This window comes from Phascolarctobacterium succinatutens YIT 12067 (assembly GCF_000188175.1).
Lineage (GTDB): Bacteria > Bacillota > Negativicutes > Acidaminococcales > Acidaminococcaceae > Phascolarctobacterium_A > Phascolarctobacterium_A succinatutens.
Genome location: NZ_GL830930.1, coordinates 1 through 16,433, shown reverse-complemented (window position 1 = coordinate 16,433; position 16,433 = coordinate 1). Strand labels below are relative to the sequence as shown.

Sequence of the window (16,433 nt, the reverse complement as noted above, 5' to 3'; positions counted from 1 at the left end):
TTACAACTTTGTTGCTTGACGCTCTCTACATTAGAACCTATAATTTAATTGAACGATTAAAAATTTTACAACAATAACATTATTCTGCAAGGGAGCTGTTAAATCATGCAGTCTATTATGGAAAAACTTCCCAAACTTCCTGATAAAAAGAAACTTGTTGCCGGAGCTGCCGTTGTCGTACTGGCAGCCGCAGGCTGGCAGCTTTACAGCAGTATTATGCATAAGCCACAGGAGGCAAACTACATCCCCATCGTCCGGACTATGACGATTGGCGAAAGCATTGCCGATTCCTCCACCGTATATCCCGGCGAGGTGCGCGGACGTTATGAAAGCCAGCTGGCCTTCCAGACTGCCGGCAGAATCGCTTCCCGTCTTGTCAACGTAGGCGACCGGGTACACGCCGGCCAGATTCTGATGACGATTGATCCGAAGGATGTAAACCAAAGCGTAGAAGCAGCCAATGCACAGCTGGCATCTGCCATTGCCAACCAAAAGCTGGCGGCCGACAATGCGGCACGCTTTAACAAGCTATATGCCGGCGGTGCTGTGAGCGAAGCAACGCGCGACCAGTACAACACCCAGCTGGAGGCAGCCAATGCTGCGCTGCGTCAGGCACAGGCCAACGCCAACGCCAGCGGCAACCAGCTGAGCTACACGCAGCTGACGAGTGATGCCGACGGCGTTGTGGCAGCCATCACCGGTGAAGCAGGCCAGGTAACGGCAGCCGGTACGCCGATGGTCACCATCGTGCGCAGCGGTGAACGTGAAATCCAGATTAACGTGCCGGAAAACGTCAAGCTGAGCGTCGGCCAGCAGGCGGAAATCAGCTTCTGGGCGCTTCCAGATGTTACGGCGAAGGGCACTGTCCGCGAAATTTCGCCTATTGCCGACAGCATTACACGTACCTATAAGGTGCGCGTTGCTGTGCCGCAGCTGCCTGCAGCAGCCAAGCTCGGCATGACTGCCAAGGTCAGCTTTAAGGACGCTGCGGCGTCCGAGGACGAGATTGTTATTCCTGCTACCGCACTGTATCAGGTAAACGGCAAGACTCAGGTCTGGCTGGTGCGCAATAACCGCGCTGTGCTGCAGGACGTTAAGGTTGCCGGCTACGTAGGCAACAACGTGCGTCTGTCAGGCGGCTTAAACAAGGGTGATATTCTGATAACCGCCGGCCTCAGCAAGCTTGTCGATAACCAACAGGTACGTCTGACCAAAGGCGGTGATATCTGATGTCAAACAACGAAAAGCATCATGCCAACTGGGCAGAATGGGCTATTAACCATCGCCAGTTAGTTTACTTCTTCGCTGTGCTTGTGCTGATTATGGGTATGTTTTCCTTTAAATCGCTCGGACGCAGCGAGGACCCCAGCTTTGCCGTCAAGCAGATGGTAGTATCCGCAGCCTGGCCCGGTGCCAGCGCCAAGGATGTAGAAATGCATCTGACAAATACTTTGGAAAAGCAGATTCAAAGTCTGCCGCAGGTTAAGAAAATCACCAGCTATTCGCGTCCTGGCGTCTGCGTTATTACGGTAGCGCTCAAGGATGAAGTTGCCGGCAACACGGTACGTCAGCGCTGGCTGGAGCTGCGCAACATCGTAAACGACGGCAAAAAGGACTTGCCTTCGGGTACCGTAGGCCCCTTTTATAACGACCGTTTTGATGATGTTTACGGCAATATCTACGCAATTACCGGTGACGGCTTCACCTATGAGGATATGCGTAAGTACGCCGAAAAAATTAAGCTCGACTTCTTCAGCGTGCCTGATGTCAAAAAGGTTGAGCTGGTAGGCGTACAGCCGGAGAAAATCTTCGTGCAGATGCAAACTGCCAAGCTGGCACAGCTGGGACTGGATATCAACAGTATTGCCAACACTATCAAAGCACAGACCTCGGTCAATGCCAGCGGTATGATTGAGGCCGACACAGCCAACTCCTACCTGCGCATTACCGGCAGCCCCGACAGCGTGGAAAATATTGCTGCCATCCCCATCAATGCCAACGGCCGTGTCTTCCGCTTGGGCGATATCGCAACCATCACCCGCGGTTATGCAGACCCGCCGGAAACAATGATGTACTATAACGGCAAGCCCGCAGTCGGCATTGCTCTTTCTATGGAGGACGGCGGCGATAACATCAAGCTCGGTGAAAATCTGGCCAAGGAAATCGCCCGCATCCAAAAGGAGCTGCCGCTCGGATTGGAGCTTAATCAGGTTGCCAATCAGCCTGAGGTAGTAAAAAAATCCATCAGCGAATTCTCCGAAAGCCTTTACGAGGCAATTATCATCGTGCTGGTAGTCAGCCTGATGACGCTCGGACGCCGCAGCGGTTACGTAATTTCCTGCTGCATCCCGCTGATTTTGTTAGGCTCCTTCTGCGCAATGTTCGCTTTGGGCATTGATTTGCATAAGGTATCCCTAGGCGCACTGGTTGTTTCCCTTGGTATGCTGGTCGATGACGCCATCGTCGTCGTTGAGCTGATGGAAGTAAAAATGTCCGAAGGCATGCCTCGTAAGGAAGCAGCCTCCTATGCCTTCAAAACCTGCGCCTGGCCGCTGCTGACAGGCACCACCATTACCTGCCTGGGCTTCATGCCGATTGCCTTCTCCAAGGCCAGCGCTTCGGAATTTGCCTACAGCCTTTTCCCGGTTATGACCGTAACACTGATGCTGTCCTGGCTTGTTTCCGCAACCTTGGCACCGGTATTGGGCTATGAATGGATACGTCCTACAGTTATCAAGCAGGAATCTTATGACAACAGCTTCTACCGCGCCTTCCGCAAGCTGCTGCACTGGGCCTTGGGACACCGCATCACGGTTATCGGCATTACCTTGGCGATGCTGGGCCTTTCCATGTTCATGCTGCGCTTCGTCAGCCAGGAATTTTTCCCCGCCTCCGTACGTCCGGAGCTGTTGGTAGAGCTTAATATGCCTGAGGGCAGCTCGATTAAAACAACTGATGCCGCGGCACGCAAGCTGACGAATCTGATTAAGGATGATAAGGAATTAGACCACGTTTCCACCTACGTAGGCGAAAGCGCACCGCGCTTTGTGCTGGTAATCGACCCGGTACAGCCGCGTGATAACTATGCACAGCTCGTAGTTGTTGCCAAAAGCGTTGAAGACCGCAAAAAACTGGAGAAGCGCATCAGCGAGCTTGCTGCCGAGCATTTGCCGGAGGCTATAGTTTACTCCCGCTCGATTCCGCTCGGTCCGCCTGCTCCCTATCCTGTTATGATCCGCGTCAGCGGCAACAGCGATGCGCAGGTTAAGGAATATGCGCAGAAGGTGCGCAAGGTGATGGCCGCTAATCCCTACGTCAACATGACACGTCTTGACTGGCTGGAGCAGACCAACGCCGTTAAGCTGAAGGTCGACAATGACAAGCTGCTGCAAATGGGACTCACACGTCAGACTGTGGCCAACGCTCTGCAGGCTCAGGTATCCGGTTATACCGTAGCAACCTATCTGGAGGGCGACCAGCAGATTGGTATCGTTTTCCGCCTGCAGCCTGACCAGCGCGCAGATATTTCGCAGCTGGAAACTATTTCCATTCCTACGAGCCAGGGTGCTGTGCCTCTGTCTCAAATCGCGCATCTTGATTACACCAGCGAGGACAATATCATCTGGCGCCGCAACCTGCGTCCTACAATTACCGTCAACGGCGGTATTGTTGACGGCGTTACCGGCAACGATGTTACCAAGCAGGTGTATAAGGAGCTGGAGCCTCTGCGCAAGGAGCTGCCTGCCGGCATGAGCATCGAGGTCGGCGGTTCGCTGGAGGACAGCAACGATACCTTGAATTATCTGATGAAGCCGATACCGCTGATGCTGCTGCTGATTGTCGTTCTGATTATGCTGCAGATGCAGGATATCCGCAAGCTGCTGGTTATTATGCTGACGGCGCCGATGGGTATAATCGGCGTTATCTTCGGCCTGCTGCTGTTCAATTCCGCTTTGGGCTTTATGGCGGAGCTGGGTATTCTGGCGCTCACCGGTACAATTATCCGTAACAGTATGGTGCTGGTTGACCAGATTCAGCAGCATCTTGATGCCGGGATGGAGCCTGCCAAGGCGATTACGGAATCGGCGATTGTGCGTTTCCGTCCGATTATGCTGGCGGCTTTCACCACGGTACTGGGATTGATTCCGATGTTCGCCAGCCAGTTCTGGAATGCAATGGCTGTAGCTATTGCCTGCGGCCTGACAGGTGCAACGCTGCTGACGCTGGTGGTACTGCCGGTGCTGTATGCAATTGTGTTTAAGGTTAAAGCAGAATAGAGCTGAGATTATAGTGTTTATAAAAAAACTGCCTTGCTGAAAATTTCAGCAGGCACAAGTCTTGTTCTCCCTTGACATTCCCCTGTATTTCAAGTAAACTTAAACTAAGTTCTTCAAAACCGCAAGTAATCTTACGCATCAAGTTCATTTACCTGCGGACAATTAAATAAGCAGTATATCCTGCAGATGCATTTTCTGCAGAAGCTTAAGCAAGGCCATTTATCTGGTACATTCTAAGAGTAGTACAAACTGACGATTTTTTTATCGTCAGGGTACTGCTCTTTTTTTGTTTTTGCGCTGCTTATGTATTTTTTACTTTATCTGTGTTAAAATGAAAGGAGAAAAACCATGCAAGACCTGGCAACAAAATTTGCAAACATGACGATTCAAAGCGACTTCATCTTCAAAAAGGTTATGTCACGCAAACGCATCTGCAAGCATCTGCTGGAGGAACTGCTGCAGATAGAAATTTCTGACATTAACTACATTGAGGCAGAAAAGACGCTTGAGCCTGAGTACACCAGTCGCGGCATCCGCCTTGATATCATCGTAGCGGACGATAAAAACACACACTATAATCTGGAAATGCAGGTAAAAAACAAAAAGAATCCCCAAAGCAAAGCCTTCGTTCTGCCCAAACGCTCGCGCTATTATCAGGCGCTGCTTGATTTTGATTTGCTGCAGGCAGGCCAGCCTTATGACCTATTGCCGCCGACCTTTATCATTTTCATCTGCATTTTTGATTTCTTTGAAAATGGTAATTATGTCTATACTTTTAAAAAGCGCTGCCTGGAGGATTTGGAGCCGGAGCTTCCGGATAAAGCAACCACCATGATTTTGAACACTAAGGGTACGCATGGCGAAATCTCTAAGGATCTCAAAAGCTTTTATGATTATGTAAACAATCACATTGTAACTACTGATTTCACCAAGCAGATTGATAATGAAATCAGCTATTTGAAACTCGATACGAAAGTGAGGCGAGAATATATGCTTATGGAAGCTCGTTTGTTAGACGAACGGCGTGAAGGTATTGCTGAAGGCAAAGACATAGGCATTGCCAAAGGCGAAATCAATGCCAACATTGCTACTGCTAAACGTCTGTTAAGCATGGGACTTACTGTGCAGGATATTGCCAAAGCTACTTCTCTCCCAATTGAACAGGTTGAAGCGCTGAAAGCTGACTAAACTCAATACGAAAAAAATTAAACCAAAGCTCAAAAACCCATGTCCCGCCGAAATCGGCAAGACATGGGTTTTCTGTATTCTCAGCGCACGCTTTAGCAACAGCGTGCGCTATTTTATTATCTTCTGCAGTACGCCTGCATCCGCAAGCCTCTGCTTTAATCCTTCTGATACAAATCATAATAATGCCCCTTGCGCGCCAGCAGCTCCTCATGGCTGCCGCATTCCGCAACAGCGCCTTCGTCAAGCACCACAATCTTGTCCGCATGACGGATGGTGGAAAGACGGTGCGCAATAATCAGCGTGGTACGTCCTACCGCCAGCTCGTCGAGCTCCTTTTGTATCTGCTGCTCCGTAATATTGTCGAGCGCACTTGTAGCCTCATCCAGCACTACTACCGGAGGGTTTTTGAGAAAGACACGTGCAATCGCCAAACGCTGCTTCTGGCCGCCGCTCAGCTTCACGCCACGCTCCCCCACCTCGGTATCGTAGCCCGCAGGCAGCTTTCGGATAAACTCATCCGCCGCCGCTGCCTTCGCTGCCGCCTGCACCTCGTCCACTGTCGCATCCGGTTTGGCGTAGGCTATGTTGTAGCGCACGCTGTCGCCGAAGAGAAAGACATCCTGCTGCACCAGGCCGATTTGCCTGCGCAGCGACTCCTGCGTAAATTCACGGATATCGCAGCCATCCAGCAAAATTCTGCCGCTCTGCGGCTCGTAAAAGCGCAGCAAAAGGCTGGCGATGGTTGTTTTGCCTGCTCCCGTAGCGCCCACAAAGGCCACGGTTTCACCTGCTGCCAAATTCAGGGAAAGATTGCGGATAACAGGTCTGCCGTCCGCATAGGCAAAGCTGACGTTATCAAAGGTGATGTTCCCCTTGCAGGGCGGGCAAATTTTAGCATCCGGTGCATCAGTAATCTCGGGCTTTTCCTGCAGCAGCTCATAAAAACGCTTGAAGCCTGCCATACCGCGCTGATATACCTGAATGAAGCCTAAAAGCTGCATCAGCGGTTTCATAAACAGGCCCACGTAGAGGAAGAAGGCCACCAGCTCGCCGAAGCTCATCAGCCCCTGATTTATCAGCAGGCCGCCCACTACTAATATCGCCACATTGATAAAGTTGCTGAAGAAAATCATACTGCCGACGAAATAAGATGTTATTTTGAAGGATTTTTTGCATACTTTCAGATAGGCATCCGCCTTTTCCATGAACTGCGTCATATCGCTGCGCTCGCCCGCAAAGGCCTTGATCAGACGCACGCCGTTAATGCTTTCCGCAGCCTTGGCTGTTACCTCGCCCATCGCTACACGATTAGCGAAGAAGGCCTTTTTCATGCGCAGGTTGACGAAAACGGTATGCACCGCCTTCACCAGAAGCAGGAAGGCAATAAGGCTGCCCAGCATAGGATTCATGTAAATCAGAATAACCATCGTGCCAAGCATCGTCAGCCCACAGACGATAAGATCAATCGGCGCATTGCCTGCGAAGCCGTTAATTTCGCTCAAATCGCTGGTGAGGCGCGAAAGCAGCTGACCGCTTTTGTTTTTATCGTAAAAGCCGAAGGACAGCTTCTGCAGATGGCTGAATAAATCGCGGCGCATATCGCGTTCCATGGAATAGCTCATGGACTGCGCCCAGTAGATGATGCTGAAATGCATGCCGAAGTTTAACAGATACATGGCAAGCAGTGCTGCCGACCATTCAAGGAGCAGCGGCAGATTCTTAAGCGGCAGCTGCTGTTCCAGCATCAGCTTCACTACATAGGGAAAGAACAGCTCGAGCAGCGCACGCAGCAGCGAGCCTATCACGAGAAAGAGCAGAATACCCTTATACGGTTTATAATAGCTGAGAAATGTTTTGAACATAAAGCTTCCTATCCTCTATTCATATATATTCTAAAGCGCGGGCAGCAGCTTTTGCCAAAACGCTGCCGCGGCGTTATATACTTTCTTTTATGATGATACAGTCTACACTATATAGCAGGTATAAAGTCAATAGGATGTGTTCTTAAATAATATCATAAAGCGAGTTATTTGCCAACTGCTATAACGCAAGCGCTTCACTAAAAAACTGCCCTTCTGAAAATCGAAAGGCAGTTTTTTGTGTTGCTTCAGCCTTATTCGGCAAGCAGCTTGCCTGCTTCCGTCAGCTTAGCCATTGCTTCGTCGTCGGGAGCACCCAGCGCCAACACGCCGTCAGCTACAAGTGTTGCGCCAGCATCCTTAACGCGTGCTTCCCAGTCCTGCATGTAGCTTCCGCCCCAGCCATAGGAGCCGAAGATCGCTACCTTTTTGCCTGCCAGCTTGCCTTCCAGCTCGGTGAAAAACGGCTCGAATTCGCATTCCTCCAGCACCTCTGCGCCCATTGCCGGGCAGCCCAGTGCCAGAGCGTCATAGCCTGCAGCCTCGTCAGCAGTGATTTCGCTGATATTTTTTACAACAGCCTCCGCACCGGCAGCGTTAATTGCTTCTGCAACAGCGTCAGCCATCATTTGTGTGTTACCGGTACCGGTCCAAAAAATTACAGGAATTTGTTTCATGATTATGTCCTCCTTTTGCTTTAAACTTTACTTTTGATAATAACCCTGGATTTGTTCCAGCAGAAAATCAGCACCCTTTTCGCCCATAAACGGCAGGTGTGTTGCCACCACACCGTTCATAAACGGCGCGCTGATGAGCACCTTCATGTTGCTTGCATCTGCCTGCGTGAGCGCCACGTCATCCGCGAAAAGCAACTTGTCGCGCAGCTCAAGTATTTCCTGCAGCCATTCGCCCTCCTCGGCGTAGGCTTCTACATCTGCCGCCGGTTCGGTGATGGCCTTCAGGCTGTGCGCGCACATTTTATGCGTCACGGTGATGCCTGCCTGCGCCAGGAAAGTGCTCACACCCTGCACCAGGTCATAATCACCCTTGACAGCGGCCTGCCTTGGCTTGCTGCCGCCCATGGTAATCAGCATCACGATGTCGGGATTTTCCTTGGCTACGAATTCCATGCTCAGCGGAATGTAGCTGCTGTCCTTCACGTTTTCGGCCTTGTCCGCAATATTTACGGCACCCAGACGCTCTGCCAGATCACCGCCAAAGCTCTTTTTGGTGGACATGTTGAAGCTGTCCGGCGAGCCGAAGATAATCAGCACCTTCGGACCCCTGCCCTTCTGTACGTCCTGCGTCAGCGCAGCATATTCCTTTTCTATCTGCGCACGCTTGACGGCAGCTTCCTTTTCTCTGCCGGCAAAGCAGCCAAAATCGTCTATGCTTTTCAGCACATCCTCATAGGAGTTTATCATGTTCAGGTAAAGCGGCACGCCGGCCATTTCCAGAGGCTTGCGCAGCATTACGTGGAAGGGTACGTTGGTGCCTACAACCAGATCAGGCTTCAAGCTCATGATTTTTTCCAGATTCGGCGCGTGGATCATGCCTACTTCAGGGATGTCCTTAATGCTTTCCTTGATGTCGTTGGGATATGAAGTGCTGGTAGGTCTGCCGACGGCCTTGCCACCGATGGAGGCGAAGATTTCCAGATTGTAGGCATTGAGAAAGACGATTCTTTTGGGCTCCGCGGGGATGTGTACCTTGGCGCCGGTGCTGTCGGTTACGCTGACGGCGGCGTTGGCTGCGAGCTTGTGCTGGCCTCTTGCCAGCAGGAAGTAGCCTGCCAGGGCTATGATTACGACAAATACGAGTAAGATATATTTTTTCATACGCAACTTCCTTTACAATATTAGCCAATGCTATCTTTAAAATTTAATTAGCCTACTCTAACTTTACTATGACATTATCTTATAAGATGAGGGTTTTGTCAAGATAAAATTAGCGTAGGCTAATTGGGTGAATCAGTTTATGGTATGCAATTCCAGTGAGATATCCATTTTCAGCACTTCTTTTGCCTGCATGTCGCTTTGCAAGCGCAGCTCTTTAAACTTGCAGCCGTCGCGTTCTGCCTGCCGTAGCCAACGCAGCAGGGAATAAAAATTGCCGACAACACTTATTTTCACTGTCTGTAGCTGCAGGCCCTGCTGCAAAGGCACAGGATTTCCCTCCATCTGCATGCTGTTTAGCAGAATACTTTGCGCTTGTGCCTGCTTTTGCAGGCGCTGCAAGAGGTTGTTTAAATTCAGATTATGCTCTACCTGCTGCTCTAATTTTTTTTGCTTATCCAATAGCTTGATTTTATATGTTTTATAATCACTGTGTTCATCAGCAAAGCGAATCTGCTGTGTCAGTTTTCTCTGCAACTTCTGTATCTGCTCTACCGTCAGTTGCCGTTCAGTCAAAAGCTCCCATGCCTGCATTCCCAAGCCTACAACCAACACGAAGGCTATGCAGGCAAGCAGATTAATTGTTTTTTCTCCTGCTTTCATTGCTTGCCCTCCTTCATCTGCAGCTGCAGTTTATAAACAAGAACGTTACCCTGCTGCTGCGATTGCAGAAGCTCTACTCTGCTGTAATTTCCACATTTTTGCAGTTGCTCCACAAAGCTTTCTAAAGCCAAATTATCCACCGCCTGACCCTGCAGCACTAAAGGCTTTTTGCTGCCGTTGTATTCCAGCAGAGTCAGCCAACAGCCGGGAATCATCTGGCGGCAGATGCGTTCCAACTCACCAACGGCCTCCTTCGAAGGTTTAGACGCTGTAGCCAACAGCTTTTCCAAACGCTGACATCTATGTTCCACAGCCTTGCTTTCCTGCATACGCTGCTCCCACTCCGCATACTGCGCTAATCGCTGCTCCACCTCCCGCAAATCGCGTTGCGCCAGATAACAGCCTCCCCAGGCCCCGCCATAAGCTAACAGTGCCAAAGCCAAGGCAGCGCCGCTGACCTTAGGCAGCCAGCGTCCAAAAGCGGCCGCTGCACCATGCAAATACTTTTGCTTCTGTCTATATACAGTCGGCAGCTGCTTACCGGTAAACCACTTCTCTGCAGCTTCATCAAACGTCATGTCGCTTAACAAAATGCCCTGCAGCTTTAAAAGCAAGCTGCTGCACAGATGCTCCAGCTCAGCGCGTGACGTATCCTGTAAGGCCGTAAAAGTTACCTGATATTGCTGTTCTCCTGCTTCACTAAATTCTGTTGCCTCAAAGCTATAAGTATAGTCCTCTTCAGGCCAAGGAACAATCTGCTGTATCTCCCATTTTAAGACAGCCTGCAGTTCACGCCGCCGCATTGAAGGCAACACCATCTGTTCAGAATGCATCATTGCTGCTGCAGGCAGCAATAAAACCATCGCACCTTCTTCCACCTCACGCTTCAAAAGCATTTCACGTAAAGTATCGGCAAGTCTTTGCTTATTTGTCAGGCACTCTTCATCTAGCTGCTCCTGCCAGCTATGCTCACCATTCTGCCAATATGCCACCTGCCCCGTTTGCAGCGACAGCAGCAAAAGCGCCTGCTTAAGGCGCCATCGGCAGCGCAAAGCGCACAGTACAGGCTCAAACAGCTCCTCAACACTAATACTTTTACCATACTTCATCATAAGAACATCCTCCAATACCATGTAATGATTTCTCTACCCCAAAAATATGCAGTGACTGCCGCCGCACACAAAAACGGTCCGAAGGGAATCGCCTGTTTCAGCTTCCCACGCCTGCACAGCAACAGTAATGCTCCCACAATGCCACCGCTGATAAAGGCAAGCAGCAAACACAATACTCCCTGCTCTAAACCGAGCCAGATACCCAACGCCGGCGCCAACTTAACATCGCCCTCGCCCATACCGCCGCGGCTGGCAAAATACAGCACCAACATTATTGCCAAAATAATTCCAGCGCCGTAAGCAGCATCAAAAAGCTGCCTCTCATACCACGCGCGTACTAAGCCAACCGCCGCTAAAATTAATGTTGTCTTGTCATAAAGCAGCATAGATTTCAGATCGGTATAGGTATGATAAAGCAATCCAAGAACAAAAATAACGGAAAACATGAATACCTCCTTAAATTTTTCCAGAAAAAAGCAAATAGGACCCCTGCATTGCATTACTACAATACAGGAGTCCTAAAACTCTTTACTGCATATTTACTTTTTCTGCTTCCAGATAAAGCCAATGCGCTTGACTACAGAGCTGAAAGTCTTGCTTGCTAATTACCAGTTCAGGTCCTCAACCTCTTGACGGCCTTTGCCGGTCAGAGCATCCATCATGATGCGTTGCTCGATTTGAGCAGCCAGCTTCTTGGTGAACTTAACAGTATCCGGATTAACGGACATGCTGTCGATACCGCTCTTAATGAGGAACTCGCAGAACTCAGGATATACGCTCGGAGCCTGACCGCAGATAGAAACGGTCTTGCCATCCTTATGAGCAACCTCGATCAGGTGACGAATTGCACGGCGTACAGCCAGGTTACGTTCGTCATAGATATGGGAAACAGTATCGTTATCACGGTCGCAGCCCAGAACCAGCATGGTCAGGTCGTTGGAACCGATGGAATAGCCATCGACAAATTTGTTGAACTGGTCAGCCAGAATGATGTTGGACGGAATTTCAGCCATCAGCCAAACCTTGAAGTCCTTACCACGGGACAGACCGTAGTCAGCCATAATCTTGGTAACCTTTTCGCATTCCTCTACGTTACGGCAGAACGGAATCATAACGTTCAGGTTCTTCAGGCCGAACTCTTCGCGAACTTTGCGAACAGCCATGCATTCGAGCTTGAATGCTTCGATATATTTAGGATCATAGTAACGGGAAGCACCGCGCCAGCCCAGCAGAGCGGAAGGCTCGTTCGGCTCGAATTCGTCGCCGCCCTTCAGGTCGCGGTATTCGCTGGACTTGAAGTCGGAGAAGCGCATGGTTACCGGTCTCGGAGCCATAGCCTGGCAAACTTGGCGGATGCCTTCAGCCAGTTGGTCTACAACCTTTTCCGGTTGACCGATTTTGATCAGATACAGCGGATGTTCATGGATATAAGTAGTCCAGATGAACTCTTCGCGCATCAGACCGATGCCGTCGCAAGGCAGAGTAGCATATTTTTCAGCCAGCTCAGGATCGCCCAGGTTCATATAAATCTTGGTGCCGGTCGGTGGGAAATATTCAGCAGCAGCAACTACTTGTTGTGCCGGCTGTTCAGCCTTCGGCTCTTCGATGATGCCTTCATAAACAACACCATGAGTAGCATCAATGGTTACGTCAATACCATCGGGAATGGTGGTGGTAGCAGCTTCGCCACGGCTCTTGGTACCTACGATACAGGGAATGCCCAGCTCGCGGGATACGATAGAAGCATGGCAGGTCATTCCGCCGCTATCGGTTACGATTGCTTTCGCTTTCTTCATAGCCGGTACCCAGTCAGGAGCGGTCATTTCGGTTACGAGGATTTCGCCTTCCTTGAACTCGTCGATATGGGACGGATCCAAAATTACATGTACGCGGCCTGCTACATTACCAGGGCTGGCAGGCAAGCCTTTAACGATAACTTTGCGATCAGTAGTCACTTTCTTCTCCTCTTTCGGTGCACCATTTTCTTTGTTACGACGGCTCCATACGGTTTCAGGACGGGCTTGCAGGATGTAAACCTTGTTATCGCGCTCGTCAACGCCCCATTCCATGTCCATGTAGCAGCCATAGTGTGCTTCAATTTTCTTAGCGCATTCAGCCAATTGTTTTATTTGCTCATCAGTCAGCTTCTGCTCGTTTTGCTCATCCAGCGGAACAACAACTTCTTCGCAGTCGCCGTCAGCTTTACGGATCAGCTTAATGTCCTGCGCGTTAACGTTCTTTTCAACAATCTCGCAGGTAGCTTTATTTACAGTATAGTTATCCGGAGTTACGGTGCCTTGAACAACATATTCGCCCAAGCCCCATGCGCCTTCGATGAGGATGTTCTTGTCGTCGCCGGTAGCAACGTTAACAGTGAACATAACGCCTGCAGCCTTGGAGAATACCATCATCTGTACTGCAGCGCTCAGTGCTACATCCAGATGATCAAAGCCTTGTTTTTCACGGTAGTAAACCGCACGGTCGGTAAAGCAGGAAGCATAGCATTCCTTAACCTTAGCAACGATGGTTTCTGCACCCTTTACGTTCAGGTAGGTGTCCTGCTGGCCTGCAAAGCTTGCATCCGGCAAATCCTCTGCGGTAGCGCTGCTGCGAACAGCAACGAACGGATCAGCCTGGCCAACCTTTTCACCCAGCTCTTTGTAAGCTTGGGCAATCATGTCCTGCAGATCCTGCGGCATTTCTTCGTCCATAATTGCCTGGCGGACCTTAGCGCAAACCTCGCGCAGCTGAGCGCTGTTGTCTACGTCCAGACCGGCAATTAAAGCTTTGATCTTTTCGTACAGACCGGTCTTTTCAAAGAAGTATCTGTAAGCGCAGGCAGTAGTTGCGAAGCCATACGGTACAGGTACGTCAACATGAGAGGTCAGCTCGCCCAAGGAAGAAGACTTACCACCGGCGATTGCTACGTCTTTTCTCTCCAGCTGGTCAAACCACAGCAGGAATGCTTTTTCTTTCTCCATAATAATTTGCTCCTTTTAAAATACTATACTTTTTTCTGGGGAAATCCTTAATATAGTGTATACTATATCACATTTAAAGGGCATATTCAAGCGATTTCTGCAGTTTTTTTAGATTTTTTGTAGAAAATTCACCGGCATGCTATAATACAGATAAAAGTGAGGTGCGTGCCATGAATTTTATCGACAGCTTTTGCAGTAACATAAAAAAGGTAATTGCCCTTATAGCTTTAATACTCCTTTTAACGCTCGTTATTTTAATTTTTACGCATACATCATTAGGCTATTTTCTTGTGCTGCTGCCCATAACACTGCTGATTATTTACCTTTTACATAAGATAAAAGAGCTGGATGAACAAGAAAGCTTCTTCCACAGCGTAGTTTTAGCCGTTCTGGCTTTTATTTTAGTTCTCTGTGGACTGCCGAAGGAGGGAGTATTGCTTTCCGCCGTTGTCTATGCCGCAAAGCTTTTGTACAAATACAATAGGATGCTGCATCCGCAGGAGGAAGAACAGCAATACAATAATAATATGAATAATATAGAAGCAGACAGCGCCGATGCTTACGTTCCCCTTATCACCTATGACGATACCTGCCCCGACGACGGCGAGGACTATGGCCCTGAAGGCAGCGTTATCTGGGGACCGCGTACTATCGAAGAAAAGATCTATATCAACAGCAAATGGTACATCAACGAAAACAGCGAGGAATGGGAAGAAAACGAAGGCTGCTGAGCCATTAAACAATTTACTCAGACGCTCATACACATGGGCGTCTTTTTTTGCGCACAAAAAAGCGGTCCTACCAAAGTAAGACCGCTAATTAACGATTGGTGGAGACGAGGAGAATCGAACTCCTGACCCCCTGCTTGCAAGGCAGGTGCTCTCCCAGCTGAGCTACGCCCCCAAAAGGCTTCGCGCGCATTTGCGTCGGAAACAAGTAAGATTTTACAGGAAAGCGACGCATTTGTCAAGCATTTTTTATTTGGTAATCAGCTCAACCAGCTTCAAAGTCATCAGGCAGGATTTTTCCACTGCAGCCATCGGCATAAACTCGCAGTTGGAGTGGAAGTTGAGCGCGCCGGTGAAATAGTTCGGCGTCGGGATGCCCTTGGTGGAAATAAAGGAACCGTCGGTGCCGCCGCGCATAGCGATATCCTTCGGCTCGATATCCAACTCCTTCATAGCCTCGAAAATGTACTCAACGCATTTTCTGTTGTCATCGTTCAGCGCATCGGCAATGTTGCCGTATACGTCGGTGATGTTCAGCTCAATGCCGGCCTTCGGATTCTTGGCCTGTACATATTCCACAGAATGACGGATGAACTCCTTGCGTGCTTCATACATCTTTTTATTATGGTCGCGGATTTTGATATCCAAAGTTGCTTCCGCAGCGTTGGATTTAATAGCCTGCACCCAGATAAAGCCTTCGGTGCCCTCGGTGTGCTCCGGAGTCTGCATTCTGTCGAAGCAGTTGATGATATCTACAGCAACCAGCGCCGGGTTGACCAAAGTGTTCTTAGCGGACATCGGATGTGCGGTTACGCCCTTGATTTTGATGTGTGCGCTGCCTGCATTAAAGGTTTGGTATACAACCTCGCCCAGCTCGCAGCAGTCAATGGTATAAGCAAATTCAACCGGGAACTTGCTGAAATCCATCTTCTTGGAACCGCAGAGGCCAACCTCTTCATCCGGAACAAAGGCTACATAAATTTCGCCGTGCGGACGGTTTTCCTTAATGATGGTTTCCAGTGCTACCATCAGGTTGGCAACAGCAGCCTTGTTATCTGCGCCCAGTACGGAGGTACCGTCGGTGGTGATAAGGTCGCTGCCGATATATTTGTTAAGCTCAGGATGCTCGCTTACCTTAATGTAGATTTGCTTTTCAGCGTTCAGCAGTACATCGCCGCCCTGATAGTTTTTCACAATCTGCGGATGTACCTCGGGAGAAAGGTTTACGTCAACGGTATCCATATGCGCAACCCAGCCTACATTCGGCACGGGAGCGTGACCTGCAGGCAGGTTAGCCGGCAGACGGCCGGTCAGCACGCAGAATTCACTGATTTCCAGGTCCACCAGACCAAGCTCAGCCAAATCCTCCTTCAGCAGCTTAGCCATATCCCATTGGCCGGGAGTACTTGGGACAACATCACAGCCCTCCTTACTTTGGGATGGTACGGCAGCGTAACGTAAAAAGCGTTCAGTCAAACGTTCTTGCAAAGACATTTTCAAAGACCTTCTTTCATAAATACATATAACACCCTTCCGTCTGCTCGCTATGCTCGCAGCCACCTCCCCTTTGAGGGGAGGCAAGGTGAATTAGCTATAGGAGAAGAGAAGAGCTTGCATGATGTCACCCCTCTCCGCCTCGACAAGCTCGGCACCTCTCCCCGAGGAGAGGCTCTCTTCATTATATCATCTCTGAAATAATATTACATTATGCGTCTGGGGTATACGTAGTCAGCTTGTAATCCCAACGGTATATCCATATGAAGTGGTAAACTTATTTTAGACACAGAGGG

12 protein-coding genes and 1 tRNA gene are annotated in these 16,433 nt (G+C 49.7%); 4 read left to right on the top strand and 9 right to left on the bottom strand.

Features of this window, described 5'->3' with window-relative positions; translation table 11 throughout:
- The first annotated feature begins 105 nt into the window (after positions 1-105).
- The 3 genes from HMPREF9443_RS08795 (at position 106) to HMPREF9443_RS08785 (ending at position 5,465) form a co-directional block, all read left to right on the top strand.
- A complete protein-coding gene (locus HMPREF9443_RS08795) occupies positions 106-1,230 on the top strand; it encodes an efflux RND transporter periplasmic adaptor subunit (RefSeq protein ID WP_009146248.1) in 1,125 nt (374 codons plus the stop codon).
- Entirely contained in the window at positions 1,230-4,277 is a 3,048-nt protein-coding gene (locus HMPREF9443_RS08790) for an efflux RND transporter permease subunit (RefSeq protein ID WP_009146247.1), read from the top strand. Before HMPREF9443_RS08795 ends, HMPREF9443_RS08790 begins: the two co-directional genes overlap by 1 nt.
- A gap of 348 nt (positions 4,278-4,625) precedes the next feature.
- Complete coding sequence (locus HMPREF9443_RS08785; RefSeq protein ID WP_009146245.1) at positions 4,626-5,465, top strand: Rpn family recombination-promoting nuclease/putative transposase; 840 nt, start codon at positions 4,626-4,628, stop codon at positions 5,463-5,465.
- 155 nt (positions 5,466-5,620) lie between these two features.
- Here HMPREF9443_RS08785 and HMPREF9443_RS08780 read toward each other — a convergent pair whose 3' ends face one another.
- From HMPREF9443_RS08780 to ppsA, 7 genes are all read right to left on the bottom strand, one after another.
- On the bottom strand, positions 5,621-7,327 hold the full coding sequence (locus HMPREF9443_RS08780; protein WP_009146244.1) for an ABC transporter ATP-binding protein: 1,707 nt from the start codon (positions 7,325-7,327) through the stop codon (positions 5,621-5,623).
- A 251-nt stretch (positions 7,328-7,578) separates the two neighbouring features.
- Positions 7,579-8,001 (bottom strand): flavodoxin, encoded by a 423-nt coding sequence (locus tag HMPREF9443_RS08775; protein WP_009146243.1) that lies wholly within the window; start codon positions 7,999-8,001, stop codon positions 7,579-7,581.
- 27 nt (positions 8,002-8,028) lie between these two features.
- Complete coding sequence (locus HMPREF9443_RS08770; RefSeq protein WP_009146242.1) at positions 8,029-9,162, bottom strand: ABC transporter substrate-binding protein; 1,134 nt, start codon at positions 9,160-9,162, stop codon at positions 8,029-8,031.
- 132 nt (positions 9,163-9,294) lie between these two features.
- A complete protein-coding gene (locus HMPREF9443_RS08765; protein WP_009146241.1) occupies positions 9,295-9,822 on the bottom strand; it encodes a hypothetical protein in 528 nt (175 codons plus the stop codon).
- Positions 9,819-10,934, bottom strand: coding sequence for a PilN domain-containing protein (locus HMPREF9443_RS08760; protein WP_040565406.1), 1,116 nt, complete (start codon positions 10,932-10,934; stop codon positions 9,819-9,821). Before HMPREF9443_RS08760 ends, HMPREF9443_RS08765 begins: the two co-directional genes overlap by 4 nt.
- A complete protein-coding gene (locus tag HMPREF9443_RS08755; protein WP_050787130.1) occupies positions 10,931-11,380 on the bottom strand; it encodes a prepilin peptidase in 450 nt (149 codons plus the stop codon). The genes HMPREF9443_RS08760 and HMPREF9443_RS08755 overlap by 4 nt, the downstream gene beginning before the upstream one ends.
- A 159-nt stretch (positions 11,381-11,539) precedes the next feature.
- Positions 11,540-13,915 (bottom strand): phosphoenolpyruvate synthase, encoded by a 2,376-nt coding sequence (ppsA, locus tag HMPREF9443_RS08750; RefSeq protein WP_009146237.1) that lies wholly within the window; start codon positions 13,913-13,915, stop codon positions 11,540-11,542.
- A 170-nt stretch (positions 13,916-14,085) separates the two neighbouring features.
- Here ppsA and HMPREF9443_RS10415 point away from each other — a divergent pair, with 170 nt between their 5' ends.
- Positions 14,086-14,646 carry a hypothetical protein gene (locus HMPREF9443_RS10415; protein ID WP_009146236.1) on the top strand — a complete coding sequence of 187 codons (561 nt, stop codon included), beginning with the start codon at positions 14,086-14,088 and terminating at the stop codon, positions 14,644-14,646.
- A 96-nt stretch (positions 14,647-14,742) separates the two neighbouring features.
- Here HMPREF9443_RS10415 and HMPREF9443_RS08740 read toward each other — a convergent pair.
- Both HMPREF9443_RS08740 and pepT read right to left on the bottom strand, forming a co-directional pair.
- A tRNA-Ala gene (locus HMPREF9443_RS08740) sits at positions 14,743-14,818 on the bottom strand.
- A gap of 74 nt (positions 14,819-14,892) precedes the next feature.
- Positions 14,893-16,137 (bottom strand): peptidase T, encoded by a 1,245-nt coding sequence (gene pepT / locus HMPREF9443_RS08735; RefSeq protein ID WP_009146235.1) that lies wholly within the window; start codon positions 16,135-16,137, stop codon positions 14,893-14,895.
- Positions 16,138-16,433: the final 296 nt, after the last annotated feature.

Coding starts and splice junctions, on each gene's coding strand:
- HMPREF9443_RS08770 (WP_009146242.1), bottom strand. CDS start 9,162: ATGAAAAAATATATCTTACTCGTATTTGTCGTAATCATAGCCCTGGCA.
- HMPREF9443_RS08775 (WP_009146243.1), bottom strand. CDS start 8,001: ATGAAACAAATTCCTGTAATTTTTTGGACCGGTACCGGTAACACACAA.
- HMPREF9443_RS08765 (WP_009146241.1), bottom strand. CDS start 9,822: ATGAAAGCAGGAGAAAAAACAATTAATCTGCTTGCCTGCATAGCCTTC.
- pepT (WP_009146235.1), bottom strand. CDS start 16,137: ATGTCTTTGCAAGAACGTTTGACTGAACGCTTTTTACGTTACGCTGCC.
- HMPREF9443_RS08780 (WP_009146244.1), bottom strand. CDS start 7,327: ATGTTCAAAACATTTCTCAGCTATTATAAACCGTATAAGGGTATTCTG.
- HMPREF9443_RS08755 (WP_050787130.1), bottom strand. CDS start 11,380: ATGTTTTCCGTTATTTTTGTTCTTGGATTGCTTTATCATACCTATACC.
- HMPREF9443_RS10415 (WP_009146236.1), top strand. CDS start 14,086: ATGAATTTTATCGACAGCTTTTGCAGTAACATAAAAAAGGTAATTGCC.
- HMPREF9443_RS08795 (WP_009146248.1), top strand. CDS start 106: ATGCAGTCTATTATGGAAAAACTTCCCAAACTTCCTGATAAAAAGAAA.
- HMPREF9443_RS08760 (WP_040565406.1), bottom strand. CDS start 10,934: ATGATGAAGTATGGTAAAAGTATTAGTGTTGAGGAGCTGTTTGAGCCT.
- HMPREF9443_RS08785 (WP_009146245.1), top strand. CDS start 4,626: ATGCAAGACCTGGCAACAAAATTTGCAAACATGACGATTCAAAGCGAC.
- ppsA (WP_009146237.1), bottom strand. CDS start 13,915: ATGGAGAAAGAAAAAGCATTCCTGCTGTGGTTTGACCAGCTGGAGAGA.
- HMPREF9443_RS08790 (WP_009146247.1), top strand. CDS start 1,230: ATGTCAAACAACGAAAAGCATCATGCCAACTGGGCAGAATGGGCTATT.